This is a genomic window from Thermoanaerobacterium butyriciformans (assembly GCF_017874545.1).
GTDB lineage: Bacteria > Bacillota > Thermoanaerobacteria > Thermoanaerobacterales > Thermoanaerobacteraceae > Thermoanaerobacterium > Thermoanaerobacterium butyriciformans.
The window spans coordinates 60,913-87,455 of record NZ_JAGGLT010000004.1 but is presented as its reverse complement, the minus strand read 5'-3'; the positions used below and the strand labels follow the sequence as shown (position 1 = coordinate 87,455).

Here is a 26,543-nt window from a genome sequence, read left to right as displayed (position 1 = left end):
CTCCTGATTAAAAAATAATCATAAATTATAATTTAGAAATCTTTAATTTTCTTTTATTTTAGTATCTACTTATATCTCATTGTTGTACAAAGAAATTATCTATAAAATAGCTTATATATAAAAATCATAACGACAATAAATAATTATAAAAGATATGTGAAATTGAATCACATAAATTCTTATTTTCACATATCTCTTATATTATATCATATGTTCAATATATTATGTAGAATTTTCATAATACATTATTTCATTGACAAATTTTACCCATCCACGCAAAGAGCTCATTTAAGTCATAATCATCTACTGCTCTAGTTTTTATATCTAAATCGCATTTCCATACTTCTTTTAGAAGTTGTTCCCGTGTATATGCTTTATTTGCATTTTTTGAAAGATACAATATAAGATCAAATTCTTTTGATGTAAATTCTATTTCTTTCCCTTTATGCAGAATTCTTCTCTCATCAATTACTATTAATATGTCCTTAATCTTTATTTTGTTAGTATTTTGTGGTACATTTGTTCTTTTAAAAATAGATTTCATTCTCGCTATAAGTTCCCTAGGTGAAAATGGTTTTGATAAGTTTTGACATATCTGCACCTTATCTATAAACTAATATGGAATGTTTTAAAAAAGTTCCTTACCAGCGGGAGGAGACTGGTAAAGAACTATTTAACTTTATTTGCATTTTATTGTGCATTTGAACTGCTCATAAGTTTTACTTTTGTACTAAGTGTCTTGCCATTTCTCCAGAATGTAACAGTTATGGTGTCGCCAACTTTATGCTTAGATATTATGCTTTGCAGTGCGTCAAAAGTCTGTACTTTTGTGCCATCTACTGCTGTTATCACATCTCCTGCTTGAAGTCCAGCTTCATCAGCACCACTTCCTTGCTGTACTTGTGCTATATAAAGTCCAACTGGTATGTTATACTGCGCTGCATCTTGTTGGGTTACTTCCTGTACGCTTACACCCATCATTGGTCTTTCTACATAGCCGTGTTTTATAAGCTCATCTATTATAGGTTTTGCTTCATTTATTGGAATAGCAAATCCCATTCCTTCAACAAGCGTGCCTTGACTATGGAACATTCCAAATTGATCTTGTGTATCAGAACTATCCGTTGATGTTAGCTTTACACTTGTTATGCCTATTACTTCTGCATTGCTATTTACAAGAGGTCCACCGCTGTTGCCAGGATTTATAGCTGCATCTGTCTGAATGAGGTTAACTGCTCCATAATCGCTTTGAAGATTTCTGTTAAGACCACTTATTATACCTGATGTAACCGTGCCTGCAAAACTTTCACCGAGAGGATTTCCAATAGCAACAGCCAGGTCTCCTACCTCAAGTTTTGATGAATCCCCTAATTTAGCAGCAGTCAAATTTGTAGCATTAATCTTTAATACTGCCAAATCAGTTTTTGAGTCTTTGCCTATTAATTGCGCAGAAAATTTTCTGCCATCAGATAAGCTAACCGTTATAGTAGAAGCGCCTTCGATAACATGATAATTTGTAACTATATAACCCTGTGAATCAATTATAATACCTGAACCACTTCCTTCAGACACAAAAGCACTTCTAAAGCCATTACTATATGATACACTCGTATCAATCCCAACTACAGAAGGACTTACAATTTTAGCTATGTTTGTAATCAAGTTAGCGTTGCTATTATTAGACGACAGTGGCAAATACCTATTTATAACTTGTGTTTTTTGACCTAAATTAGTGTATGCCATAATTCCTGCAACAATCCCACCACCAATAAGTGCTGCAATAAGTGCAACTGCCACAAATGAAACAAACATCCTCCTTCTAAATCTCTTAACCATCTTTCCTAAGCTTTTTTTGCTATTTTCCAAATCATTTTTTGCATTTTCTTCATCATTTTTGTCCTGGTAATCACTTGTCATAGGAACTTCGTCTATTTTATTTAAATCATTATTTGCAAAGTTTTCTGTAAAAACATCATCTATATTTTCGTTTAAATTTTTCATGTTATTCTCATTTAATCTTTTTGTTTGCTCATTTTCAATATCCATATATTTATCGCCTCCTTAACATTTGTATACTCTTTTTTAGCAGCATCCATAATTGACTAATAAAATTAATTTAAAAATTTTGTTTCTGTAATTGAAATTATTATATAAGATTTTATAAATACAATGTGAAAATTTTGTGAAACTTGTGTGAAAATAAAAAAATATTAGATAGCATTATAAAATACTATCTAATATTATATTTGATATGCCCATTAGGGCCGTATTGTAATCTGGATTTGAAAAGGCAATGCTGCAGGATGAATAATTTGCTTCAAAAGAGCGCTTTTTGATAGTTTCTAATACAACGTCTTCTATAAACTTTCGACCTCTCACTATTCCTCCTGATATAAGCACCAACTCTGGGCTAAAGACATTGACTATATTCGCAATGCCTATGCCTAAGTAAATAGCGATTTTGTTTAACTCAGATAAAGCAACTTCATCCCCTTCTTCGGCAGCTTTGTACACAAATCTGGTTGTTATATTTTCCAAGTCTCCGTTGACGTATTCAGATACAAGAGAATAAGATCCCTCTTTTATTCTTTTTACCACATTGTTTACCAATGCTTTCTCAGATGCCAAAGCTTCAAAACATCCGTAATTGCCGCAACTGCATTTAGGGCCGGCAACGTCGATTGTAGTATGTCCTATCTCACCAGCCATGTCGTTAATTCCCCTGTATATTTTGCCATCCAATATTATAGTTGCACCAATTCCGTGTCCCACTTTTAAAAACACCACATTACCGACATTCTTAGCAATTCCGTTGTAAAACTCTCCAAGTGCCATTGCTCTTACGTCATTTTCAACAAACGTGGGGATTTCAAATTCTTTCTCAATCATCTCTTTTATTGGCACATTTCTCCACCCAATATTTGGAGAAAAAACAGATACACCTTCAGTGGATTTTACAGGCCCCCTTACGACAATGCCAATTCCGGCTATTTCTTTTGCTGATTTTCCCTTTAAATCTTTGATCCTGTCAAATAAGAGCTTAAATATTCCTTCTTTATCTTCATTTTTTATGCTGTCAACCTGTGATTCTCTTATGTTTAGTTCTGCATCTAATAGATATTCTTCCATTATATCCGTGCCAATTATTATAACAATGAGATCAAACGCTTCATTGTTGATTTTTAAGATAACAGGAGGTCTTCCACCGCTGGATTCTCCTAATTTATCTTCTTTTACAAGTCCATCTTCTAGAAGTTTATTTATTATATTAGTTACAGTAGGTGGTGTCAAATTTGTTATTTTAGCTATTTCAGATCTTGATACGTATTTGTTATGGCGTATCACATTTAATATAAGGCTTTCATTCATGCCTTTTAATAATTTATAACTTACTGGAATCAAATCCGCCAAAATTACCACCTCAATTAATCATTAAATCCATTAGGATGTGATTTATGCCATTTCCAGGCACTATCTATTATCTCTTCAAGAGTGTCATGCTGAGGATTCCATCCCAGCTCATTTATTATCTTCTCTGATGATGCTACCAACTTTGCAGGGTCTCCAGGACGCCTTGCAACAACCTTTGCTGGTATGGGATGTCCCGTCACCCTTCTTGCTGCATCAATCACCTCATTTACAGTGAAGCCTTCACCATTTCCAAGATTGTAAATTGCGCTGCTATTATCCCGTCTCAATTTGTTTAATGCCAAGATATGGGCATCTGCAAGATCTGTAACATGAATATAATCTCTTATGCAAGTTCCATCCTTTGTTTCGTAATCATTGCCAAAAACGTTTATGCAATCTCTTTTTCCAAGAGGAACTTGTAAAATAAGCGGTATCAGATGTGTTTCAGGATTATGATCCTCACCTATCACTCCGCTTTCATCTGCACCAGCCACATTAAAATACCTTAGAACAACATATTTTATACCATAGGCATTGTCGCACCATTTAAGCATTTTCTCAACAGCTAATTTCGTTTCACCATATGGATTTGTGGGAACTGTACTGTCTTCTTCCTTAATAGGTATTCTTTCAGGCTCTCCATACGTTGCAGCAGTTGATGAAAACACTATCTTCTTAACACCGTATTTAGCAAGTTTTTTTAATAAACACATCGTCCCATAAACGTTGTTTTCATAGTAATCCAATGGCTTACCGACGCTTTCTCCCACCAGAGAAAATGCCGCAAAATCTATGACAGCTTCTATATCATTTTCTTCAAAAACTTTATCCATGAATTCGCTGTCTCTAAGGTCACCAACATAAAGTTTTCCCTCAAGTACAGCTTTTTTATGACCAGTTATGAGATTATCGACTACAACAACATCTTCACCTTTTTTGTAAAGCTCATATGCCGTATGGCTGCCAATGTATCCAGCGCCACCGCAAACTAAAATAGACATAAAATTATCCCCTTTCTACTTAATTTTTATTTCTTTCGCTCCGTCTCCAACTCCCGTCACATACATAGATGGTTCATAGCCAATTCTTTCCTTATACCCCTTTGTCACTGTATCAATAAAATCTTTTACAAATTCTTCTTTCACAATGCTAACTGTACAGCCACCAAACCCAGCACCTGTCATTCTAGAGCCCAATACATAATCTAATTTCAATGCCTCATCAACTAATGTATCTAGCTCTTTGCCTGTCACTTCATAATCATCTCTTAATGAATTATGAGATTCTACCATTAACTTTCCAAACTTTTTTATGTCATTGTTTTTCAATGCCTCAACAGCATCCAAAACCCTTTCATCTTCTGTCACAACGTGTCTTACTCTCTTAACTAATACATCATCTGGTATCAAATATTTGTATTTGTTAAATTCCTCAAATGTTAATTGTCCAAGGTTGTCTACATTCAATTCTTTTTTCAGATAGCTTAAAGCAGCCTCGCATTGACTCCTTCTTTCGTTGTACTTAGAATCCTGAAGCCCCCTTCTTTTATTTGTATTAGATATTACAATCTTATACCCGTCCAATTTAAATGGTACATATTTATAATCAATTGTATCACATTTTAAAAATATAGCATAGTCGGCTTTACCCATTCCAACAGCAAATTGATCCATTATACCGCAATTAACGCCGACAAAATTATTTTCGGCTTTCTGACAAAGTTTAACTAATTCAACCCTTTCAATACCTAAATTCAAAATCTCATTCATAGCAACACCTGTCACTAGCTCTATTGACGCTGATGATGACAAACCTGCTCCATTAGGTATATTCCCTTCGTATAAAGCCTCAAAACCTTTCAACTTATATCCTTCATCTTGTAAAACCTTTAAAACTCCTTTTGGGTAATTTGCCCAATCATCATTTTTATCATAAACTAACTCGTTTATGTCTACCTCAACTTTTAGGTCGAAATTCAATGAAGAAAGGCGAACTTTTCCATCGTCTCTCATTCTTACTGCCATATACGTTCCAAAGTCAAGTGCACATGGGAACACATAACCACCATTGTAGTCTGTATGCTCCCCGATTAAATTTACCCTTCCCGGTGAATAAAATAGCCTCACTCCATCACTGCTTCCATAGATTCTTTTAAATTCTTCCAAAACCTTTGTTGCCATTTAATTCCTCTCCTTTATTAAATTTTTTTAAAATCTATGCTGTTTAAAAACCTATCAAATGCTGCCATGCCTACTTCATCTCTTTTAAAGACACCAGCATCCATCAATACTTTTAAAAAGATTTTTCCAACTTCATCTTTCAATACAACTTCTGCTTCTTCATTTTTAAGATTCACACCGTACTTGAGTATGAGCTCATCAATCCATGGTATATGTTTATAAAGCGGATCTTCATCAGAAATCTTATCTTTGTCGTATTTTCTATCACCAGACAATATCATTTCTATTTCATCAAGTTCACTTTTAAGCCTTCCGGGAAGCACAGCAAGCCCCATTACCTCTATCAATCCTATATTTTCTTTCTTTATATGGTGGAGTTCTTCATGTGGATGAAATATGCCGTATGGATATTCATCCGTAGTCCTGTTGTTTCTCAAGACTAAATCCATCTCATACTGCCCATCCTTATTTTTCCTTGCTATAGGAGTTATCGTATTGTGGAGCACTTTTTCTCCATCTTTTATGCTATACGATAATATGTCTACAGACGGATCGCTATAATCTCTCCATGCTTTAAGTATCATTGAAGAAACTTCAATTAATTCTTCTCTATTTTTGCTTGACAATCGTATAACTGATAAAGGCCACTTTAAAATACCTGCTTTTACATCTTTATACGATTCATTTCTATAATGCTTAACTACAGGTGCTTCTTCCATAGGAAATACATGACGCCCACCTTGAAAATGCTCATGGGACAAAATTGAGCCACCAACTATAGGCAAGTCAGCATTAGAACCAATAAAATAATGTGGAAATTGGTCTATAAAGTCCAGCAACCTAATAAATGTCTTTTCAGATATTTTCATAGGAACATGCTTCTCATACAGCAATATACAGTGTTCATTATAATAAACGTACGGTGAGTACTGAAAATACCACTGTTCACCAGCAACAGTCACCGGTATCACTCTGTGATTTTGTCTTGCTGGATGATTTAAGTTACCGCTAAAGCCCACATTTTCAACACACAAAAGGCATCTAGGATAATTTGTCTGCTTCATCAGTTTTGCAGCAGCAATGTCTTTTGGATCCTTTTCTGGTTTTGACAGATTTATAGTTATTTCAAGGCTTCCATAATCAGTATCAGCTCTCCAATATTTATTTCTTGCTATCCTATCCATACGAATGTAATATGAATCCTTTGATAAACTGTAAAAATAATTTGTAGCTTCCTTTATTCCTTTATATTTCTTTAACTCATTAAACTTTCTTATGACCTCAGACTCTCTAGGCATCAACAACCCCATTATTCTGGCATCAAACAAGTCTCTATTTGTTATTGTATTTTCTTTGATTAATCCTCTTTCATACGCGAAGTCTAAAAGAGGATTAAGTATTTCATGAGGATCATCTAAATCCACATTGCCAATAGTACCACTGTATGGCTCACTTATACCAAATAAATCCAGTAGCGAATTTCGGCATTGTATATAATCCAAATCTTCTATAATGCCATGCTTTAATGCATAAATAAGCAATTCTTCTATTTTTAGTGAAGCGGTATTAACATCCATTGCACACAATCCTTTCATATTCATTGTCATCCTAATAACATAATACTACATTCCTCTACTTTTTTCAATATTTTAATAAAGTCAATATATATGAAAAAAAGCCCAACGTTTAGTTGGGTTTTTTAATCATTCAGCAGTTTTTAATCTGCTTAATTCACTTTCTAACATCTCTATCCTGCTTTTGAGCTCATTCACTTCTCTTATTGCCTTCTCTCTCTCTTCTTCTAAGCTGTCTATTTCACTTTGATACAAGTTTTCATCTTCCTTGCCATTTCTCTCATTGTCGTTAAACATTTTTGCTATTCTGTCTTTGCCTTTATTGATTACCGAAGATGCCTTATCAGCCATATCATAAGTGCTTTTCATGCTATTTACCAATACAGGCTTTACTTTTTCTTTTGCTTTAGGAAATAGGATAAAATTTAATGCAGCGACACCAATTCCCCAGAAAAAGCTTCTACTTCCTAACATTTTAGCGATACCCATTGAAGTTTCCTCCCTTCATAGGTTCTTTTATTATTTTATCCCGTTTACAGTATAATATTAAATCGCTATTTACCAAATATGAGTGTTCTTGCAATAGATTTATATAAATCCTTTGCCTGGTGTTTTTCGCTCATCTTTACAGCATATTGCAAAAAATCGTTAATAGTTTCTTGCCATAATTTTACAATTTCGTTTTTCGTAGACTTATCCTTCGCGTACTCTGCAAAAGATATATCAACCGTCTGGCGTAACATTTTCGAAGCTTCTTCAAATCTCTTTTTCATTTCTTCCATCAGAAATAATCCTCCTTGCCAAATATTTATAAACTTTTTTCATATTTTTCTAAAAAAATTTTTTATCTTCTGGTGCAGCAGAAATAGATTAATTCATAAGCTACTCTTTCTATAGATTCCTTACCATCACCTGATAATATATAATCATCATCCACACCTAATGGCATTATAGATTTTAAAGCTTTATTATCGATTTTTCATTATTGTCAGTGCAACCGGATGTATAATACCATTTTTTGTTGATGCAGCTACTTTTAATATATGTTCTCTACCATAATTTGATGACGGCAAAATTTCACTTACAATTGATTTACCTTCTGTCAACGTGCCTGTAGAACTTTTAAACTATGTTATCGCAACCAGAATATAAAAAATAAAGAATTGAGGTAAATAAGCTCTCAATTCTTTATCGCTAAGTCTAATATTCTATCTATATCTATGTCCTCTGCAAGCCTCAATATTGTATATCTTTTCCTCATCTCTTTTGCATTTAGCAAAATATTTTTAAGGTCGCTTTTCTGCAAGCCTAAATATGATATATCTGATGGTGCTTCAACATAATTTAAAAGCTCATCTACATAATCACTTGATGGCACATTTTCTGATACCCAATTTTTCATCGTATCCCAATTTTTAAGTATCCGCTCTTGTCTCGCTTTCCGCAATTTCTCGTTAATATAATAATGATCAATATCTTTAAATACTTCATCAGACATCGGTCCAAAGTTTTCTCTTATTCTACATTCAAATTCCTCTCTTGTTTCATATTTTCTTTCTGTCATCATTTTTTTAACTTCATCTTTATCCAGTGAAAATACGGTATTGTACAACTTGACAGAAATTTTCGTCATGATGCCTACCTTTGCACCATGGGAGTGACGAATTTCCCCGTTTGAAAGCTCTTTCATCTCGATGAAATGCGACAGATGATGCTCTGCACCTGATGCAGGTCTTGAATTTCCAAACTTAAGCATCGAAAGTCCCGACAATATCAATGCTCCCATTAACTTCTTAATAGCTTTTTCATCTTTGCTTTTTAAGTTTTTACTCGCTTCTATGCACTCATTTAGAGACTTTCTCGTATCTTCTGCAATTTCTTTTGAATAATCTTCTTTTGTTATAATACTGCTTATATACCAGTCAGACAATGACGTAAATTTGCCGATTATATCACCAAATCCAGATGTTATCATGTCATAAGGAGCATCTTTTAGCACTTTAGTATCTCCTACTATGAATAAAGGGTACGTAGCATCGTACGTCCTTTTAAACCCATTTACAATAAGTGGAGACACTGATGACGCATATCCATCCATTGAGGGTGCCGTTGCTACAATGCCGTAAGGTATCTTTGTCTTGCTGCTTACAAATTTCACAATATCGTTTATGGTCCCAGAGCCAACAGCAATCATCATTTCAACTTTGTTTTCCAGTGATGTCAGCACTTCTCCAACTGCTCTTTCATCAGGTACTAGATTACCTTCCCTATTTAACATACATAACAATACGTCAAAATTTTTATCTATCAATATATCTCTCAATAGTGAACCTGCAGCCTTATAAGTATTTTTATCGCATACAATCAGTACGCAATACTTAATCCCTAAGCTATTCAATATATCAGGAACATCGTATAAGGCATTACTGCTAATTTGTATCTCCTTTATCTGCATACCATCATTCATCGCACTTCCTCCAATTCGATCTCCTTAGTAGAATTCCTAATCCTTATTTCAGGTTTTATGCGAATATTAACAGGATTTGCAAAAGCCTTTTTCCCTTTTTTTATAAGGTCGAATAGTGTTGAAGCAGCAAGCCTCCCCATCTCTTCTTTAGGATGTATGATAGATGTAAGTTTTACATTGGAAAGCTCTGCATAATCAGAGTCATCAAAGCTTACGATTGAAATATCATCAGGCACACTGTAGCCCAATTCTCTTATTGGATCTAAGATCCACATGGCAATTTGATCGTTGTAGCTGACAATAGCCGTCGGTTTATTGACCCACTTCGAGTATATTTCATATATTTTTTCCCTTGGTTTTGTCTTCATCTCTTCCGTCGTATAAAAGATTATGTTGTCCTCTTTGATTTTAATATTGTGTTCCCTTAAGGCTTTCACATATCCTTTATACCTATTAAGCCCCTGGTTATCGTCGCTTTTAAATATGCCTATTATGTTTTTGTGCCCAAGTTTTATAAGATGGTCTGTTGCCATGTATCCTCCACCTTCATCATCCTGAATGATGTAAGATGGATTTAATTCTTCATAAAAGCTATTGATAAAAATGTACGGTATCCCCTTGTTTTTTAATTCATCAAAATAATTTAGATTGATATGGGGTAGTGCGCTTTTTGTAGGTTCGATGATCAGTCCTCTAATGTCCTTCGTCAAGACGTTCTCCAATATGTCCATTTCAGTCTCAATGCGGTTATTCGTATTGAAAAGCAATATGGAGTATCCATTTTTAGCCAATATTTGATCAATTCCTTTTATGATCCTGGGAAATATATAGTCGTTTATATACGTCGTTATGACTGCAATATTTTTATTGTCATAGCTTTTCACAGAATTCCTATCTGCGCAAAAAGTCCCAAGACCTTGCTTCCTGTAAAGCCACCCTTCATTTTCAAGGTCATCAAGAGCTTTCCTAATAGTATGTCTGCTTACACCAAATATTTCCATCAGTTCGCTTTCCGTCGGCAGCGGATCATCTATGTTTATATTGTTTTTTATTATTAAATTGGTAATATAGTCTTTTACTATTTGATATTTTGGTACATTTTCTTCCAAAATCAAACATCCTCCCTCACATCATATCTACCTATATATAATTATATCGCTTACTTAGAATATAACTAAATTCCAAATCCGACAAAATATTTATAAAATATTCGTCACAATTATTTTATTATTTAAAATAAGGTAATAAAATTATCACCTGAAATTATCTAAACAGGTGATAATTTAAAAACATCTTATTTAAATGGGTTCTCGTTTTTGTACAGCATTGAAGCTGGTTGATTGAATGAAACATCATCTATGCCTAATAGCTTCATAGCGGCGTACAAGACTTTACCCGCATGCTTAAATGCAACGCCAACATGATGCGGGAAATTCTTTTCTATCAATACATGCCTGTAAAAGCGAGCCATCTCTTTAACCGCAAACACTCCAATGCTTCCAAATGACATAGGATCTATATCAAGCACTTCTCCTTCTGCTACATAACTTCTAAGCTTAGTATCTGCAGTGCTTTGCAGCCTAAACAAAGTTATGTCACCAGGCCTTATAGTCCCTTCTAATGTTCCTCTCGTTATATCAGGCTCTTTGTCTGGCTCTAACAACCTGTGCATTATTCTTTGATACTTCATAGAGAAATTCTTCATCATGCAACTGCTGGTATTGCCACAGTGAAATCCCATAAAAAGATCGCTATTTTTATAATCTCCTATGATTTCCTTATTATTTTCGTACATATCCTTTGGCACTGTATTGTTTATATCAAGAAGCGTAGCCGGCAAGTCTGTAGCGCATGTTATGATGTACTCGCTAAGTGCACCGTAAATGTCTGTCTCACAAGCCACAGGTATGCCATTTGCTGCAAGCCTTGAATTTACAAAGCATGGCACAAATCCAAACTGTGTCTGAAATGCTGGCCAGCACTTATTTGCAAATACAACGTACTCTGATGCGCCAATGTTTTTTTCTACCCAATCTTTAAGAGTCAGCTCATACTGGGCAAGTTTTGGCAATATGCCGCCGTACTTATTTCCTGCGCCTAATTCTTTTTCCATGTCTTCTACAACATCTGGAATCCTTTTATCATCCTTATGATTGTTGAATGATTCAAATAGATCTAATTCCGAGTTCTCCATTATCTCAATTCCTAAATCGTACAAAGGTTTTATAGGGGCGTTGCATGCAAGGAAATCCTGCGGTCTTGGACCAAAGCTCATTATTTTTAGTTTCTTAAGTCCAAGCACCACTCTTGAAATATCTTTAAAATCTGATATCATATCAGCTATTTCGTCTGCATAGCCAACCGGATATTCCGGTATATAAACCCTTAAATTCCTTAAATTTATGTTGTACGACGCATTAAGCATCCCACAATACGCATCTCCGCGTCCATCGTAAAGATTGTCCTTTGTCTCCTCCGCTGCAGCTACAAACATCACTGGACCGTCAAACTTTTGGGCAAGCATCGTCTCTGGGCCTTCAGGTCCAAAATTCCCAAGGTATACGACAAGTGCATTTACACCTAAGTCGTAAACTTCTTTCAATGCATTCATTGCATCTATTTCATTTTCTACAGTTGTGGTAACTTCATTTATAGATATGCCTTTTTCAATACATGCTTTTACTACCGCATTTCTTCTTTTCTCACTTAAAGTGATTGGAAAACAATCCCTACTGGTAGCTACAATTCCTACTTTAACTTCTGGTATGTTTATCATGCAAAATCCTCCTTCATTAAATTCACATCATATTTTTCATTGACCGTATTTTGTAAGATATCTTTCATGAGCTCTTTTCACTTCTTCATCTGGTATCACATCAGGTGTACCTAAAAGCAGTGATAAGTGCACTGTCTTAGCTGTATCTTCTACCATAACAGCAGCTTTTAAGGCTGCTTCAGGTGAATTGCCAATGGTAAAAACACCGTGATTTTTCATAAGTATTGCAGGACTTTCACCTATATAATCTACGATGGCTTTTCCTATCTCTTCCCCGCCAATCTTGGCATAAGGCCCTACAGGAATTGCGCATCCAAACTCGTCTGCAATAGCTGTAAGATAGACCGGAATTGACCGGCCAAGTGCGGCAAAACTTGTAGCATACGGTGAGTGCGTATGGACGATGCCGTTTACATCATTTCTATGCCTGTAGACGTAAAGATGTGTAGCAGTATCGACAGATGGTTTTAGCTTACCCTCAACCACATTGCCATCCAAATCCACGACTACCATATCATCTGGCGTCATTTCATCGTACAAAACTCCACTGGGCTTTATGACTACAAGATTTGTCTCAGGATCCCTTCCGCTGACATTGCCGCTTGTCATTGTGACTAAATTGTTTTTAGGAAGCATCATGTTCATTTTATATACACGTTGTTTTAGGTTCTCTAACATCTGAAACCACCTCTTTTATGTTTTTAAGCCTTTTCATCACATCATTTGCACCTCTTCCAAAGTAGTCATGGAGCAGTTTGTACTCCTGAAAGAGCTTCTCGTAAATTTCAACATTTTCAAGGATAGGCTTGAATGTTTCATCTTTCAACTTTGGTATTACTTTAGCTGCTTCAAATATGCTATCAAAGCCACCATTTTCCTTCCCTGCCGCAACTGCACCAAACATTGCTGCACCTAACGCAGGCGTCTGGTTTGACTTGGAAACTTTTATCTCCAAGTTTGTCACATCAGCGTATATCTGCATAAGCATCGGATTTTTTTCAGGAAGTCCACCACATGCGTAAAGTTCATCTATCTTTATACCATACTCATTGAATGTATCTATTATCATGCGTGTACCGTACGCTGTTGACTCTATCAAAGCTCTGTATATTTCTTCAGGTTTTGTCCTGAGTGTCAATCCTAAAATCAAACCAGTAAGGTCCGCATCAACCAAGACAGATCTATTTCCATTAAGCCAATCAAGTGCAAGAAGTCCGCTTTCTCCTGGTTTTAACTTTGAAGCCTTTTCTGTCAAAAGCTGATGTACAGATATGCCTCTTTCTTCGGCTTCTTTTTTGTAACCATCTGGAACGCAATTGTCTACAAACCACGCAAATATATCCCCTACCGCTGACTGTCCAGCTTCATATCCATAATATCCCGGCACAATGCCGTCTTCAACTACTCCACACATACCAGGAACTTCAACTTCTTTGTCGCCTAAGACTACATGGCATATAGACGTGCCCATTATCATGACCATCTTTCCTGGAGATGCTACGCCCACTGCCGGCAGCGAAACATGTGCATCGACATTGCCTACAGCAACAGCAATACCAGGCTTTAAGCCGATCATATTAGCCATTTCCTCAGTTAATTCACCTGCTTTTGTTCCTAAAGGGTATATGTCTCTTGACAGCTTTTCATCTACTACATTTTCAAGCCTTTTATCCAATGCTTTAAAAAATTCATTTGAAGGATACCCTTTTCTCTTGTGCCAAATGGCTTTATAGCCTGCAGTACAGCTATTTCTCCTTTCATTGCCTGTAAGCTTCAATATCACCCAATCAGTCGCTTCTATGAATTTATCTGCCTCTTCATAAACATCTGGAGCCTCATTTAAAATCTGCCATATCTTCGGTATCAGCCATTCGGAGGAAATCTTTCCACCATATCTTGCTAAGAAATCCTCTCCTCTTTCGGATGCAATCTTATTTAGCATATTTGCCTCAGGCTGTGCTGCGTGATGCTTCCACAGTTTGACATACGCATGTGGATTTGACTTATATTCTGGTAAATCGCATAAAGGCGTACCATCTTTTTTTATAGGAAGCATCGTACATGCTGTAAAGTCTATGCCAATACCTACGACATCATCTTTATTTACACCAGATTTCATTATCACATCTGGAATTATCTTTTTCAAAACTTCTATATAATCATCAGGATGCTCTAATGCCCAATCCTGCGGCAATACTGTCCCGTCTGGAAGTCTCTCATCCATGACTCCGTGCGGATAGTTCATCGTTGAAGAAGCTACTTCCTCTGCTGTATCAAGATTTAAAAGCAATGCCCTCGCAGATTCTGTGCCGTAATCGATACCTATTGAAAATTTTGCCATGTTATCAACCCCTTTACACTTCAACATACTCGATATCTAATAATTCGCATAAAAGCTTCCATCTTTTAGTAGCATCACCTAATGTCAAGCATTGATGATGTGTACCACCATTTTTAAGCCAGCCATTAAGGCATTCTCTAACTCCATTTTCAGGTTTAAAATGGAAATAAGGCATCTCTATATTCTTTGCTTCTTCTGTGTCCAAAATTTCTCCCTTTGAAACAACAAGTCTATATTTTTCGCCTTCCAATGACACCAACGATGCCAGCGTCGCAATACCTGGTTGAGCCATAAACACAACTGTCGGTGGATTATCAAGCTTTCCTATCCCAAGCTCTCGATCGACTAATTTTATAGGTCTATCCTTCCTGGCTATCTTCCAATTGCCCTCTCCCATGTGGCTCATCAAAATTGAATCTCTCTTAAAATCCATCGCATACATCTCAGTAAAATGTGCATCACCTATCAAAACATGACCCGCTGCCACCAGGCTTGCCGTAACTACATCGCCCTCTGCCGCATAGCCATATCCTTCTGCCATCAAGTTTGATGCTGCCATCATGTGTATCTGCTTAAATCTTCCATCGCCTTTAAACACATCAAAGTGAGCACTAAAGCCAGAGTACCCTTTCTCCTCAAGCAATTTCTTAAATCCTATTTGAAGCCTTGCAGCATATCTATGGCTCTCATCACTTAATTTAGGATCTATATAAAAGTTCTTCTTGTTTTCTTCTATTACTTTGTCGATTTCTTCATTAGTAGCTTCTTCCATGTATCTAAAAACTTGACCAATGTACTCTTGGTTTATTTGCGGCCCTAATTTTCTTGTAAAAGCTGCATCATCACCCATTATGTCATACATGCCATGCATTCTTCCGAATTGTGCTATCTTCATATTTCTCAAAGCTTTTACTGTCTTTACAGTCTTCGCCCAGTCATTCACAAAATCTTTAAATTCATCAGAATGCCAATCCTCTGTTATAACAGGACAAGTTATGCCCATTCTCAGAATAATATTTGAAGTATCCTGTGCACCATGAACACCTTGGTTGTAGGTCAAGTCCCCCATATCCCAATCGTCTGTCACAGTGCTTTCTGGCTGTATATTCGCCAGCATAATCGGAAGTCTATTATTTCTTAGTGCATTCACAAGATTTGTGGCTGGTCCGTATGTCAGCATCACGATCATTATTCCATCGAGATCTTTATCGTTGAATTCCTTAACTATTCTTTCTATATCATTTCTGTTTTTTGCAGCACCCGGGAAATAAAAATCCGCAATATCACCTAACCTGTCTATAACTTGTTGTGCATACATCTCTTGCCTTTCAGTAATACCTGGCAACATATCATCGTATAACTCCTGCATAATACCTAAAAACCCTATCCTGGGCTTTTCATCTTTGTACACAATAATCACTCCTTTGGATTAAAATAATGTCATACATTCGGATATATCTATCTGTATTTTTAAATGTACGTACATTTATAGTATTTATATTCTACATCATATCAAAAATTCCTGCTAATTTATAAAACTTTTTATCACTTTTATATCTAGAGAAAAACTTATTGGCAATTATTTAGATTCTTTATCCATTTTACCCCATATTGCTGTACCAGTCTGATCGTAACCTGTGAATACTAAAGTTGGATTCCAATTTTCCCAATCCCAAGCTGGAATAATTTTAGCCGTTTCAACCCAGTATTGTCCCTTCTGCACATGATCTGGATCATAAAAATATAATTTGATTGTATTTTTGCCACTAAACTCCCAATGATCTTTGCTATCGTTTGTGTTGATTTTTCCATTTCTAAGCAATTCAATCTTAGTAGATGTTACTTCAGAATTAACATTTTTATCAAGTTCTATAATTTCCCATTTCCCAATTATCTCATCTTTATTTATTTGCTGTTCAGTTTCTCCTGCATAACGCTCTGGTGAAACCATAGGCCAACCATCATCAGACCACAATATTTTTCTTACATGTAAATACGGCCAATTTGTATCTTTCTCTCCTCTTGCATGATGTATAATATAATAGTTATTTCCATCTACTAGTACAGAATTATGTCCTGGAGCTATCCAACCATCATTCCCATCAAATTTATAACTTCCTAAAATTTTTGTACCGCTATCAACATTTGTATCTGTCATTAAATTGCCATTAAAGTCTACATATGGTCCATCTATGTTATCAGAACGTGATACCCTAACATTATAATCACTAAAAAGCGAATCAAAAGATGTAAATAAATAATATTTTTTCTGCTGTTTATTGTATATAATATATGGTCCCTCAATTGCATCTGCTCCACTACGCCTTGCAATTAACTTTGGCGTAGCATTGTTCATTAATTTTCCCGTCTTTGGATCAAGCTGTACTATGTATATTCCACCAAAAAATGAACCGAAATCCATCCACATAGTACCATCAGCAGCGTATACAATATTAGGATCTAAAGCATTCCATTCATCACCTTGTTGAGATTTAAATACAGCTCCTTGATCTTGCCAAGGTCCTTCTATTGATTTACTTGTTGCCAAACCTATAAATGATTGATTCGTGCCAAATGTAGATGCTACATAATACAAATAATACGTATCACCGATTTTAGTAACGTCCGGTGCCCACAAATTTGTTGCACCAGTCCAATCTTCGGCTTCTTTTGGTACTCCATCTAAAGCATATCCAACCCATTGCCAATGAATCAAATCCTTAGATTTGCGCACTTGTATTCCTGCACGTGGTGTTCCACCTACTTTCACATCTGTGGAAAAAATATAATACCAATCCCCATCTTTAAAAATTGATGGATCATGCACGTTCATTGTTCCCCATTTTGATTCATCGTTTATTATAGATGAATCATATAAATCATCTTTTGGAGGTTCTTTGGGATATATTATGGTTGTTTTTGAACTACTGCTAGAACATGCTGACATAATTATGCTTAGCAAGCCCATCAAAATAAGAAATATTATTCGTTTCATCGTAACCCCTCTCTATATAGGATATACTACTTTTCCCTTACCCAAACTTCCATTTCCCCAGGTATACGATTTGCCCATACAAAATATGGCACAAATCTAATTCGTGTCTTTTCATAAGAAACTTTTACATCAGATTTGTACAGTTCATCATTCCAATTTTCATATTTTTCTCTAAAAGCAACTGTCTCAATAACACATACATTATTTAAATCTTTATCTGTTTTTATTTCGAACTTACTATCAGTTGGTAATACAATATTATTTAAATTTTTACCATTGTCAATTTCCTCAAGGCAATAAACAATCGGTCCTCTTTGAATAGCAACTTTACCCTCATCTTCTCTCACATTAGGATTAGCTTTTATCCTCATAACAGGCATTGAAAAATATACTTCTACCTTATCATGTTTCCATATGCGATTAATTTTCGTATATCCTTTCACTGTAACACTATTTAAATCAATTTCTTCATTATTAACTTTGATTTTAGCCTCTTTACACCACCCAGGTATTCTCAAAGACAATGTAAATTCTGTTTCTTTCTCACAATCAACTTCTATATCTATCCTCTCATCCCATGGATATTGAGTACTTTGTCTAATACTTACTTGATTTTCTGAAATCTCTTCTTTTAATTCGCTATCAACATATAAATGCACAAATACCTCTTTGTCTTTCTTAAAATATATATATTTACCTAATGATGTCAGTAATCTCGCAATATTAGGTGGACAACATGCACATCCAAACCATGGTTGCCTTGTATATTTTACATGCGACTTAACTTTGTTCTTTTCACAAGCTTCTGGCCATACTTCAAGTGGATTTACATAAAAGAATTTCTTACCATCTAATGACATACCACTTATAACTGTATTATACAGAGCTCTCTCCATTACATCAGAATATTGTCTATCAGGATCAATCTGTAACATCCTATGCGCAAAAAATACAAGTCCAACAGACGCGCATGTCTCTGAATAATTAGTATCATTAGGAAGATCATAATCAAAAGTTAAAGACTCCCCTATTGACATAGAGCCAATACTTCCTGTAACATACATTCTCTTCTTCGTTAAATTATCCCATAATCTTTTGCAAGCATTAACTAAGCTTTTATCTCCTGTCTCTAATGCCACGTCAGCCATACCTGAATACAAATAAACAGCTCTAACTGCATGTCCTTCGGCTGTAGTTTGTTCTCTTACAGGTAAATGAACCTGAAAATATTTCGGCCCTAATTTATTCCATAAATCAAAGAAATTTGTGTTTCCTCTCTCTTTTGCTTCAATTTCAAAATAAAGCGGTCTTTTACCGCGTTCATCAATAAAATATTTGCTTAAATTTAAATATTTTTCTTCCTTAGTTAGCCTATATAACTTTATTAATGCTAATTCAATCTCTTCATGTCCAGGATAACCTTTTTTCTTATGTGGTTCTGATCCAAAAACTGAATCTATATGATCAGCAAAACGACAAGCTACATCAAGCAATTTTTTCTTCCCTGTTGCCTCATAATAAGCAACTGCTGCTTCTATCAAATGACCTGCACAATACAGTTCATGACAATCTCTTAAATTCGTCCACTTCTTATCAGGTTCTTTAATCGTAAAATAAGTATTTAAATAGCCGTCACTTTGTTGAACTTTTGCAATCAATTCAATAACTTCATCAGCAGTTTTTTCTAATTCAGCATCAGGATAAGCTATTAAACTGTAACTTACTGCTTCAAGCCATTTATACAAATCACTATCTTGAAAGACCATCCCAGCAAATTCACCCTGTATTTCACCAGCTGCTATCTTGAAATTTTTAATTACATGGCTAGGTTCAGCATCTGGAACACGATCATTTAATGCTTCCCATTGATATGGTATCATCACATCTTTTATTAGTTTTATATAATATGACCAAAAACCATTATTAATTGAAACCTGTTTCAATGATATGAAATTTTGATTATTAATCATTATCACCACCATACCTTTTTACAAACTTTAGTTTATGGATAACCAAAAAACATTTTTATTTTGGTTATCCATAAAAAATTATTTTTTAACTTTTTCCAAGCGAATAACATTCCACGATAATCTAGGTAATAATACTTTTACCAACCCATCTTCAATTACAGCATCATTTTTACTATGAGGAACAACATTATCTGGATTTTCTTTTGTATTAGCTGCCTTTATATCGTTATTTTCAAGTACTATATGCTCAATGAATCTATAATTTTCAAAACCTTTTAATTCACATTCAAAGAGCATCGAATCAGCTTTATCTCTATTTACAGCAAATATTGTAAGCTCATCATTTTCATCATTTATTACGGCAGTAGATTCTAAAAATGGTACATCGCTGAAATCTTTACTATCATATTTTGGCGAATCAATAACTGATGCTAGTACTTCCCCTCTGCCATAAGTAGAAGCATGTAAATATGGATAGTAAATTGTCTGGCGCCACGCTTTACCACCTTTTTCTGTCATTATAGGCGCAATTACATTGACAAGTTGTGCTAGACATGCTATCTTCACACGATCAGCATGTTTAAGCAACGTTATAAGTAAACATCCAACAAGTAACGCATCTTCAAATGTATATACATCTTCTAATAATGGTGGGGCTATAGTCCAAGGTTCTATTTTCTTATCATTTTCTCTTGAGTGAAACCATACATTCCATTCGTCAAATGAAATATTAATCGTCTTTCTGCTTCTCTTCTTAGCCTTTACATAGTCAGCAGTAGATACAACTGCTTTAATAAATGCATCCATATCTAAGGATTTTGCTAAAAAATTTTCAATGTCATTTTCTTCATTCCCATAATAGGTATGCATTGATATATAGTCGACGTAGTCATACGTGTGTTCAAGAACAGTTGCTTCCCACTGTCCAAATGTTGGCATACTGCTATTTGAGCTTCCACATGCAACTAATTCAATTGATGGATCAACTATTTTCATTACTTTTGCAGCTTCACAAGCAATTCTACCATACTCATCAGCCGTTTTATGTCCTATTTGCCATGGTCCATCCATCTCATTACCTAAATTCCATAATTTTATATTATGTGGTTCTTTATAACCATGTGATTTTCTTAAATCACTCCAATAAGATCCTTCTCGAATGTTACAATATTCTACTATATTTCTTGCTGCATCTATTCCCCTAGTTCCTAAATTTATTGCCATCATAATTTCTGTATTAGCTTTCTTTGCCCAATCCGAAAATTCATTAATACCAATCTGATTTGTTTCCAGAGAACTCCACGCTAATTCTAATCTTCTCGGCCTTTTTTCTTTAGGTCCTATACCATCTTCCCAATTATACCCCGAAACAAAATTTCCTCCTGGATAACGTACAATTGGAACTTTTAATTCTTTAACTAATTCTATTACATCTTTTCGAAAACCCATTTCATCCGCTTCTTTATGATCTGGTTCATAAATACCATCATAAACTGCACGCCCTAAATGTTCAATAAACGATCCATAGATACGTTTATCTACTTTACTTATTTTGAAATCTTTATCCAAAATCATTTTTGCCTTCTTCTGCATTCAAATCTCCTCCTGTTTTTTATTAATATTTTTTGACAAAATTTATTATCCTTTAATTCCACCTACAGTCAGTCCTGACATAAATGCTTCTTGGTTAATTAAATATATTATCACTATTGGTAATATTGATAATACTGAACCTGACAACAATACACTATAGTTACTTTCATAAGGCGTTAGTAACGACATTAATCCAACAGGGAGTGTAAACATTTGATCAGTACGCATAACAATTAAAGGCCACAAAAAATTGTTCCAATTTCCCAATGCTACAAGTATTGTCATTGCCCCAAATGCTGGTATCATTAATGGAGCCATTACTCTCCAAAATATGCCAAATTCAGTGCACCCATCTATTCTCGCTGCATCCATAAAATCTTTAGACAGTCCTGCTGCATATTGCCTAAAAAAGAAAACCGCAGTAGGGGATACCACACCTGGTAAAATAACGCCCCAATAAGTATTTAATAAATTTAGTGAAACCATTAATTTATACATAGGCAATAAAAGCATTTCCATAGGTACCATCATTATAAATAAAACTAATGTAAATATTAAATTTCTTCCTCTAAATTGATAAACAGCCAGTCCATATCCTACCATTGATGATAATAGCAACGTCAAAATCGTTCCTAAAATTGTAATGATAAGACTATTTTTATACCATGACAAATACAAGCCTCCTTGACTTCCAAACAAACTAATATAATTTTTCAAATTCATAACTTTTAAATTTATTGTTGCATCAAGTCCTGTTGTAAACAACTGATCCGCTGGTTTGAACGAACTAACAATTAAATAATATAAAGGAAATAAAGCAATTATGCTCAATACAACAAAAAACGCAACAATAAAGAATCTACCTATTATATTTCTTGCAAATAAATTATTCTTATAGCTAGAATCATTATATTTTTCTTTACTGCCAATATTTGAAGCATGGGATTCCATATTTAAACCTCCTCTTTCTTATACAAACCAAAAAATCTTAGCTGAATTATATTAATTATCAAAACTATGGCTAATAACACTACTCCAATTGCACACCCAAGTCCTAAATTGCCATTTTCAAATGCTTGCTGGTATAAATATGCTACTATGGTTAAACCAGAATCTTGAGGTGAATGTGTTCCCCAAAAAATATAAGATTCAGTAAACATTGCGAATCCGCCAAATATACTAATTGTCAACACATAAATAATTACTGGCTTCAAAAGAGGGATAGTTATATATAAAAATTTTGAAAAAGTTCCTGCTCCATCAATTTCTGCTGATTCATATAAATCTTTTGGTATGCTTTGTAAACCAGATAAAAAATATACAATATTCACTCCAGTCCATCTCCATGTAGCTAAAAGAACAAGTAAAAACATTGCAACATTAACATCACGCAGCCAAGTTTTTGGTGCCATTCCAAAAATTTTAATAAAACTATTTGCAGGCGAAAGTTGTGGATCTCCAAAAATCAAACTAAATACTATACCCGCTACTACTGCAGATGTTAAAATCGGAATAAAAAGCGCCGCTCTAAAAAATTTTTTTCCAATTAACTTTTCCGAATTTAATAAAACCGCCAAAATTAAAGGAAACGGAATTAAAATAAGTAATGTCCAAAATGTATAACGTGTGCTATTCCATAAAGCAGTGTAAAAATGATAATTAAGTAGACTTTTATAATTTTGAAATCCAACAAATTCTACTTGATTGGGACCTATTATATTTTCAAAACTCATTACAAAAGCATTTATAAAAGGATATAAAAAGAATAATAAAAATGTTATCAAGAATGGTAATACAAAGAAATATGGTGCCCATTTTGGAGTGTATAATATATCAGTCAAGAAATTTTTCCTTTTACCCATTTATGATTTTCTCCTTTCAACTTGTGCTATATGGGATTTATGAGAAAAACATTTTTGTACTCATAAATCCCATGAATTTCACTCTATTTATTATTGACCACTATTTTTATCCTTTCTTAATTCATTGGCAGCTGCTTTTAAAGCTTGTTCAGCCGTAGCACTATTTGCTTTTAAAACTTTATATAAAACTTGATTTGCCATTAGATCATTAGCAGTAACACTTAATTGGGTACTTCTCAATGACACTATATTTCCTTTAGTTGAATCATACAAGATTTTAAATATATCTTTCCCGTTAACAAAATATTGTGTATATTGATTATCTCCGGGATCGGTTGCCAATTGCGGCCATACGTCCCAACGTGGTGGATCAAATCCTAATGTGTTCCAAATCTCCAAATTAGCCTCTTTCGTTTCTTTTGCAAACGCTAAAAACTTTTTAGCTATATCTACATGCTTACCTGCTGATGGAACTACTGTGCCTGTACCACCTTGACCTACTGTCGGATATTTATTCTCATCTTTCCAGATTGGAGCTGGTTCGACTATTATCTTTCCTTTTAAATCTTTCATATAACTAACAAATCTGCTCATAAACCAGAAAGGCATAACAACTGCTGCAACATTTCCTTTGTCAATCCAACCATATGCTTGGGTAGTATCTGGTTGACCTCCAGGAGGTATAACTGCTATCTGATCTTTGTAAATCATGTCATGTAGAAATTGTAACGTTTTAATGTTAGTATCATTATCTAAAATTACATTCCCGTCTTGATCAAAGTAATCAGAACCTTGTTGACCAATCATTGTGTTAAATTCCCACATTGCAGTTTGAGAAACAGCCAACATAGGTTTCCCCGTTTTTTCTTTAACTATCTTACCCGCAGCAATAAAATCGTCCCAAGTCTTTATTGTACTAGGATCAATGCCAGCTTTATCAAGAATATCCTTATTATAAAATGCCATTACTGCACCACCATGTGTAGGCAAACCATAAAGCTTTCCGTCTTTGCTGTATAATTCCAATCTCGACTCAATGTACTTGTCTTTATCTTGAGCTACCAAATCTGTTAGATCTGCTAATTGAGGTGTCCCTTTTAAAAACTGAGGAAATCTTCCCAGTTCAACATCAGCAATATCTGGTACTCCAACACCTGATTGTAATGCTACCAACAACTTATTATGCATATCTTCATACGGATATGTTACAACTTTTAAATTAATCTTTTGATTTGGATATGTTTCATTCCATCTTTTTGCAGCTGCGTTATACATTTGCGCATGTAAACCGACGAAAGTCCATAATGTCAAATCTGTAGTTGTATTTGTACTACTATTAGCATTACTACTGTTGCCTTGGTTAGCGGACGATGATGGACTTTTCTGTCCGCATCCAGCTAGCATTGTTGTCATAAGCAAAGTAATTACAAGTAAAAAGCTTAGAAATTTTTTCATTTAAGTTACCTCCTCGATCAATTGATTTTACTTCCTATATTCATAACTACTCCCAAAGATAATCTTAACACCTCCTTCCATTTTTAAATCAAGTTATTAAAATATATTACATAAATTTACACCTCACTTAATTTTATTTAAATCAAGCTATTTCCAAAGTAACAATTGACATTTTAGGCATTGATATAATCAACTTATTTCCTGCAATTTTGACTTCGTCAAATTCTTCTGGAACAACATTATTAGGATTATCAAAAGTATTATGTGCATTCATTTCTTCAGCAGTTAAAATTGTACCTGTTGCTTTGCTTACATTTGCTCCTCTAAGTTCACATTCCACTGTTACTGATTCTTTTGAATTCAGATTGCACAGAGAAATATGAATTCTTCCACCATCATCAGTGGAAACTGTAGCTGTTACTTGAGGTATGCTTTCTTCTGAATCTATCATATATTCAGGCGTATCAATATTAAAATCTAATAATTCTGCATCTTGATGAACTTTGTACATGTCAAATACATGATATGTCGGTGTAAGTACCATTTTAGCTCCATCTGTAAGAATTACTGCTTGTAAAACGTTTATAGTCTGTGCTATATTAGCCATCTTAACTCTATCGCAATGTTTATTGAATATGTTAAAGTGAATACCTGCAACCAAAGCATCTCTCATTGTATTTTGTTGATACAAGAACCCAGGGTTTGTACCTGGTTCTACATCATACCATGTGCCCCATTCATCTACAACTAATGCAACTCTTTTTTCAGAATCATATTTATCCATAATAGTGGAATGTTTTGATATTAATTCATCCATGTATAACGCTTTCTTCATCGTAATAAACCATTCTTCTTCATCAAAATCTGTGGCTGATCCTTTTCTTTCCCATGTGCCTGGTACTGTATAGTAATGCAAACTTAGGCCATCCACAAACTTACCAGCTTCTCTCATCAACACTTCCGTCCAATTATAATCGTCTGTATTGGGTCCACAAGCAATCTTAAATATCTTATTGCTACCAAAATTCCTTACATAGGTGGAATATCTTCTATATACATCAGCGTAATATTCTGGACGCATATTGCCACCGCAGCCCCAGCTTTCATTGCCAACACCAAAGTATTTAAGCTTCCACGGTTCTTTTCTTCCATTTAAGGCTCTCAAATTTGCCATTGGCGATTCTCCATCAAATGTCATGTACTCTATCCATTCTCTCATCTCTTGAACTGTGCCACTTCCAACATTGCCACAAATATATGGCTCTGCATCCAATAGATCACATAGCTCAAAGAATTCATGCGTACCAAAGTGATTGTTTTCGATTACACCACCCCAATGTACATTGACCATCTTTGGTCTTGATTCATAAGGTCCTATGCCATCTTTCCAATGGTATTCATCCGCAAAACATCCACCGGGCCATCTCAATACAGGTATCTTAATCTTCTTTAATGCTTCGACAACGTCTTTCCTAATCCCATCTATTTTGGGGATTTCCGAATCATTTTCAACCCAAAAACCACCATATATGCATCTTCCTAAATGCTCTGCAAAATGACCGTAGATGTTTTTATTGATCTTGCCTTTTTTGTTATCTGCATTGATAACGATTTTTGCTAACATACATATACTCCTTTTACAAAAGGTTTTCTTCATCGTCCACAAGCATTGTCAGTTATATATACATTTGATACTTTTATTTTTATTTATCCGTACATCTTATATTAATATATATTCTACATGTTTTTTAAAATTCCTCCTTGTCTTTTAAAATTTTTTTTAAAAAATTTTTATGCTAACATTCTTTCCTTAGATCATCAATCATTTTAAGGTAATTATTTTTACGTGCTTATAAATTATATATAACTTTATCATTGTACGTACATCTTGTTATATATATTCGACGTCAGTTTTAAAA

At 34.6% G+C, this 26,543-nt stretch carries 22 protein-coding genes; all 22 read right to left on the bottom strand.

Going from position 1 to position 26,543, the window contains the following annotated elements:
* Positions 1-250: 250 nt before the first annotated feature.
* Positions 251-544: a winged helix-turn-helix domain-containing protein gene (locus J2Z80_RS02780; RefSeq protein ID WP_209453029.1), complete on the bottom strand. Its 294-nt coding sequence runs from the start codon at positions 542-544 to the stop codon at positions 251-253.
* A gap of 146 nt (positions 545-690) precedes the next feature.
* Entirely contained in the window at positions 691-2,046 is a 1,356-nt protein-coding gene (locus J2Z80_RS02775; RefSeq protein ID WP_209453028.1) for a S1C family serine protease, read from the bottom strand.
* Between the two features lie 174 nt (positions 2,047-2,220).
* Positions 2,221-3,411 carry an ROK family transcriptional regulator gene (locus J2Z80_RS02770; RefSeq protein ID WP_209453027.1) on the bottom strand — a complete coding sequence of 397 codons (1,191 nt, stop codon included), beginning with the start codon at positions 3,409-3,411 and terminating at the stop codon, positions 2,221-2,223.
* Positions 3,412-3,425: 14 nt separating this feature from the next.
* On the bottom strand, positions 3,426-4,412 hold the full coding sequence (gene galE, locus J2Z80_RS02765) for a UDP-glucose 4-epimerase GalE (RefSeq protein ID WP_209453026.1): 987 nt from the start codon (positions 4,410-4,412) through the stop codon (positions 3,426-3,428).
* Between the two features lie 15 nt (positions 4,413-4,427).
* A complete protein-coding gene (locus tag J2Z80_RS02760) occupies positions 4,428-5,591 on the bottom strand; it encodes a galactokinase (RefSeq protein ID WP_209453025.1) in 1,164 nt (387 codons plus the stop codon).
* Between the two features lie 17 nt (positions 5,592-5,608).
* Complete coding sequence (gene galT, locus J2Z80_RS02755; protein WP_209453044.1) at positions 5,609-7,168, bottom strand: UDP-glucose--hexose-1-phosphate uridylyltransferase; 1,560 nt, start codon at positions 7,166-7,168, stop codon at positions 5,609-5,611.
* Between the two features lie 126 nt (positions 7,169-7,294).
* The gene (locus J2Z80_RS02750; RefSeq protein ID WP_209453024.1) at positions 7,295-7,654 is read right to left on the bottom strand and encodes a hypothetical protein; all 360 of its coding nucleotides are present in this window, start codon (positions 7,652-7,654) and stop codon (positions 7,295-7,297) included.
* Between the two features lie 65 nt (positions 7,655-7,719).
* A complete protein-coding gene (locus J2Z80_RS02745) occupies positions 7,720-7,947 on the bottom strand; it encodes a hypothetical protein (RefSeq protein WP_209453023.1) in 228 nt (75 codons plus the stop codon).
* A 186-nt stretch (positions 7,948-8,133) separates the two neighbouring features.
* Positions 8,134-8,271 carry a hypothetical protein gene (locus tag J2Z80_RS02740; RefSeq protein WP_209453022.1) on the bottom strand — a complete coding sequence of 46 codons (138 nt, stop codon included), beginning with the start codon at positions 8,269-8,271 and terminating at the stop codon, positions 8,134-8,136.
* A 74-nt stretch (positions 8,272-8,345) separates the two neighbouring features.
* A complete protein-coding gene (locus tag J2Z80_RS02735) occupies positions 8,346-9,632 on the bottom strand; it encodes a sn-glycerol-1-phosphate dehydrogenase (RefSeq protein ID WP_209453021.1) in 1,287 nt (428 codons plus the stop codon).
* Positions 9,629-10,741 (bottom strand): GntR family transcriptional regulator, encoded by a 1,113-nt coding sequence (locus J2Z80_RS02730; protein WP_013787360.1) that lies wholly within the window; start codon positions 10,739-10,741, stop codon positions 9,629-9,631. The genes J2Z80_RS02735 and J2Z80_RS02730 overlap by 4 nt, the downstream gene beginning before the upstream one ends.
* A 185-nt stretch (positions 10,742-10,926) precedes the next feature.
* A complete protein-coding gene (locus tag J2Z80_RS02725; RefSeq protein ID WP_209453020.1) occupies positions 10,927-12,408 on the bottom strand; it encodes an L-fucose/L-arabinose isomerase family protein in 1,482 nt (493 codons plus the stop codon).
* A 36-nt stretch (positions 12,409-12,444) separates the two neighbouring features.
* Positions 12,445-13,086 carry an L-ribulose-5-phosphate 4-epimerase gene (locus J2Z80_RS02720; protein WP_014758175.1) on the bottom strand — a complete coding sequence of 214 codons (642 nt, stop codon included), beginning with the start codon at positions 13,084-13,086 and terminating at the stop codon, positions 12,445-12,447.
* Complete coding sequence (locus J2Z80_RS02715) at positions 13,055-14,749, bottom strand: ribulokinase (RefSeq protein ID WP_209453019.1); 1,695 nt, start codon at positions 14,747-14,749, stop codon at positions 13,055-13,057. Before J2Z80_RS02715 ends, J2Z80_RS02720 begins: the two co-directional genes overlap by 32 nt.
* 13 nt (positions 14,750-14,762) lie before the next feature.
* Positions 14,763-16,160 carry an L-fucose/L-arabinose isomerase family protein gene (locus tag J2Z80_RS02710; protein ID WP_209453018.1) on the bottom strand — a complete coding sequence of 466 codons (1,398 nt, stop codon included), beginning with the start codon at positions 16,158-16,160 and terminating at the stop codon, positions 14,763-14,765.
* A gap of 168 nt (positions 16,161-16,328) precedes the next feature.
* Positions 16,329-17,744 carry an arabinan endo-1,5-alpha-L-arabinosidase gene (locus J2Z80_RS02705; RefSeq protein ID WP_209453017.1) on the bottom strand — a complete coding sequence of 472 codons (1,416 nt, stop codon included), beginning with the start codon at positions 17,742-17,744 and terminating at the stop codon, positions 16,329-16,331.
* 26 nt (positions 17,745-17,770) lie between these two features.
* Positions 17,771-19,714 carry a glycoside hydrolase family 127 protein gene (locus J2Z80_RS02700; protein WP_209453016.1) on the bottom strand — a complete coding sequence of 648 codons (1,944 nt, stop codon included), beginning with the start codon at positions 19,712-19,714 and terminating at the stop codon, positions 17,771-17,773.
* A gap of 78 nt (positions 19,715-19,792) precedes the next feature.
* Positions 19,793-21,307 carry an arabinosylfuranosidase ArfA gene (gene arfA, locus J2Z80_RS02695; RefSeq protein WP_015311083.1) on the bottom strand — a complete coding sequence of 505 codons (1,515 nt, stop codon included), beginning with the start codon at positions 21,305-21,307 and terminating at the stop codon, positions 19,793-19,795.
* A 45-nt stretch (positions 21,308-21,352) separates the two neighbouring features.
* Entirely contained in the window at positions 21,353-22,258 is a 906-nt protein-coding gene (locus J2Z80_RS02690; RefSeq protein WP_245301108.1) for a carbohydrate ABC transporter permease, read from the bottom strand.
* A 2-nt stretch (positions 22,259-22,260) separates the two neighbouring features.
* Positions 22,261-23,169, bottom strand: a complete 909-nt coding sequence (locus J2Z80_RS02685) for a carbohydrate ABC transporter permease (RefSeq protein ID WP_015311081.1) — start codon at positions 23,167-23,169, stop codon at positions 22,261-22,263.
* Between the two features lie 90 nt (positions 23,170-23,259).
* Positions 23,260-24,624, bottom strand: a complete 1,365-nt coding sequence (locus tag J2Z80_RS02680) for an ABC transporter substrate-binding protein (RefSeq protein WP_015311080.1) — start codon at positions 24,622-24,624, stop codon at positions 23,260-23,262.
* Positions 24,625-24,766: 142 nt separating this feature from the next.
* A complete protein-coding gene (locus J2Z80_RS02675; RefSeq protein ID WP_209453015.1) occupies positions 24,767-26,248 on the bottom strand; it encodes an alpha-N-arabinofuranosidase in 1,482 nt (493 codons plus the stop codon).
* Positions 26,249-26,543: the final 295 nt, after the last annotated feature.

What these genes read in the sequence shown, in the direction of transcription:
- J2Z80_RS02780 (WP_209453029.1), bottom strand. Translation starts at nt 544, where the DNA reads ATGAAATCTATTTTTAAAAGAACAAATGTACCACAAAATACTAACAAA.
- J2Z80_RS02775 (WP_209453028.1), bottom strand. Translation starts at nt 2,046, where the DNA reads ATGGATATTGAAAATGAGCAAACAAAAAGATTAAATGAGAATAACATG.
- galE (WP_209453026.1), bottom strand. Translation starts at nt 4,412, where the DNA reads ATGTCTATTTTAGTTTGCGGTGGCGCTGGATACATTGGCAGCCATACG.
- J2Z80_RS02760 (WP_209453025.1), bottom strand. Translation starts at nt 5,591, where the DNA reads ATGGCAACAAAGGTTTTGGAAGAATTTAAAAGAATCTATGGAAGCAGT.
- galT (WP_209453044.1), bottom strand. Translation starts at nt 7,168, where the DNA reads ATGGATGTTAATACCGCTTCACTAAAAATAGAAGAATTGCTTATTTAT.
- J2Z80_RS02750 (WP_209453024.1), bottom strand. Translation starts at nt 7,654, where the DNA reads ATGGGTATCGCTAAAATGTTAGGAAGTAGAAGCTTTTTCTGGGGAATT.
- J2Z80_RS02745 (WP_209453023.1), bottom strand. Translation starts at nt 7,947, where the DNA reads ATGGAAGAAATGAAAAAGAGATTTGAAGAAGCTTCGAAAATGTTACGC.
- J2Z80_RS02735 (WP_209453021.1), bottom strand. Translation starts at nt 9,632, where the DNA reads ATGAATGATGGTATGCAGATAAAGGAGATACAAATTAGCAGTAATGCC.
- J2Z80_RS02725 (WP_209453020.1), bottom strand. Translation starts at nt 12,408, where the DNA reads ATGATAAACATACCAGAAGTTAAAGTAGGAATTGTAGCTACCAGTAGG.
- J2Z80_RS02720 (WP_014758175.1), bottom strand. Translation starts at nt 13,086, where the DNA reads ATGTTAGAGAACCTAAAACAACGTGTATATAAAATGAACATGATGCTT.
- J2Z80_RS02715 (WP_209453019.1), bottom strand. Translation starts at nt 14,749, where the DNA reads ATGGCAAAATTTTCAATAGGTATCGATTACGGCACAGAATCTGCGAGG.
- J2Z80_RS02705 (WP_209453017.1), bottom strand. Translation starts at nt 17,744, where the DNA reads ATGAAACGAATAATATTTCTTATTTTGATGGGCTTGCTAAGCATAATT.
- J2Z80_RS02700 (WP_209453016.1), bottom strand. Translation starts at nt 19,714, where the DNA reads ATGATTAATAATCAAAATTTCATATCATTGAAACAGGTTTCAATTAAT.
- arfA (WP_015311083.1), bottom strand. Translation starts at nt 21,307, where the DNA reads ATGCAGAAGAAGGCAAAAATGATTTTGGATAAAGATTTCAAAATAAGT.
- J2Z80_RS02690 (WP_245301108.1), bottom strand. Translation starts at nt 22,258, where the DNA reads ATGGAATCCCATGCTTCAAATATTGGCAGTAAAGAAAAATATAATGAT.
- J2Z80_RS02685 (WP_015311081.1), bottom strand. Translation starts at nt 23,169, where the DNA reads ATGGGTAAAAGGAAAAATTTCTTGACTGATATATTATACACTCCAAAA.
- J2Z80_RS02680 (WP_015311080.1), bottom strand. Translation starts at nt 24,624, where the DNA reads ATGAAAAAATTTCTAAGCTTTTTACTTGTAATTACTTTGCTTATGACA.
- J2Z80_RS02675 (WP_209453015.1), bottom strand. Translation starts at nt 26,248, where the DNA reads ATGTTAGCAAAAATCGTTATCAATGCAGATAACAAAAAAGGCAAGATC.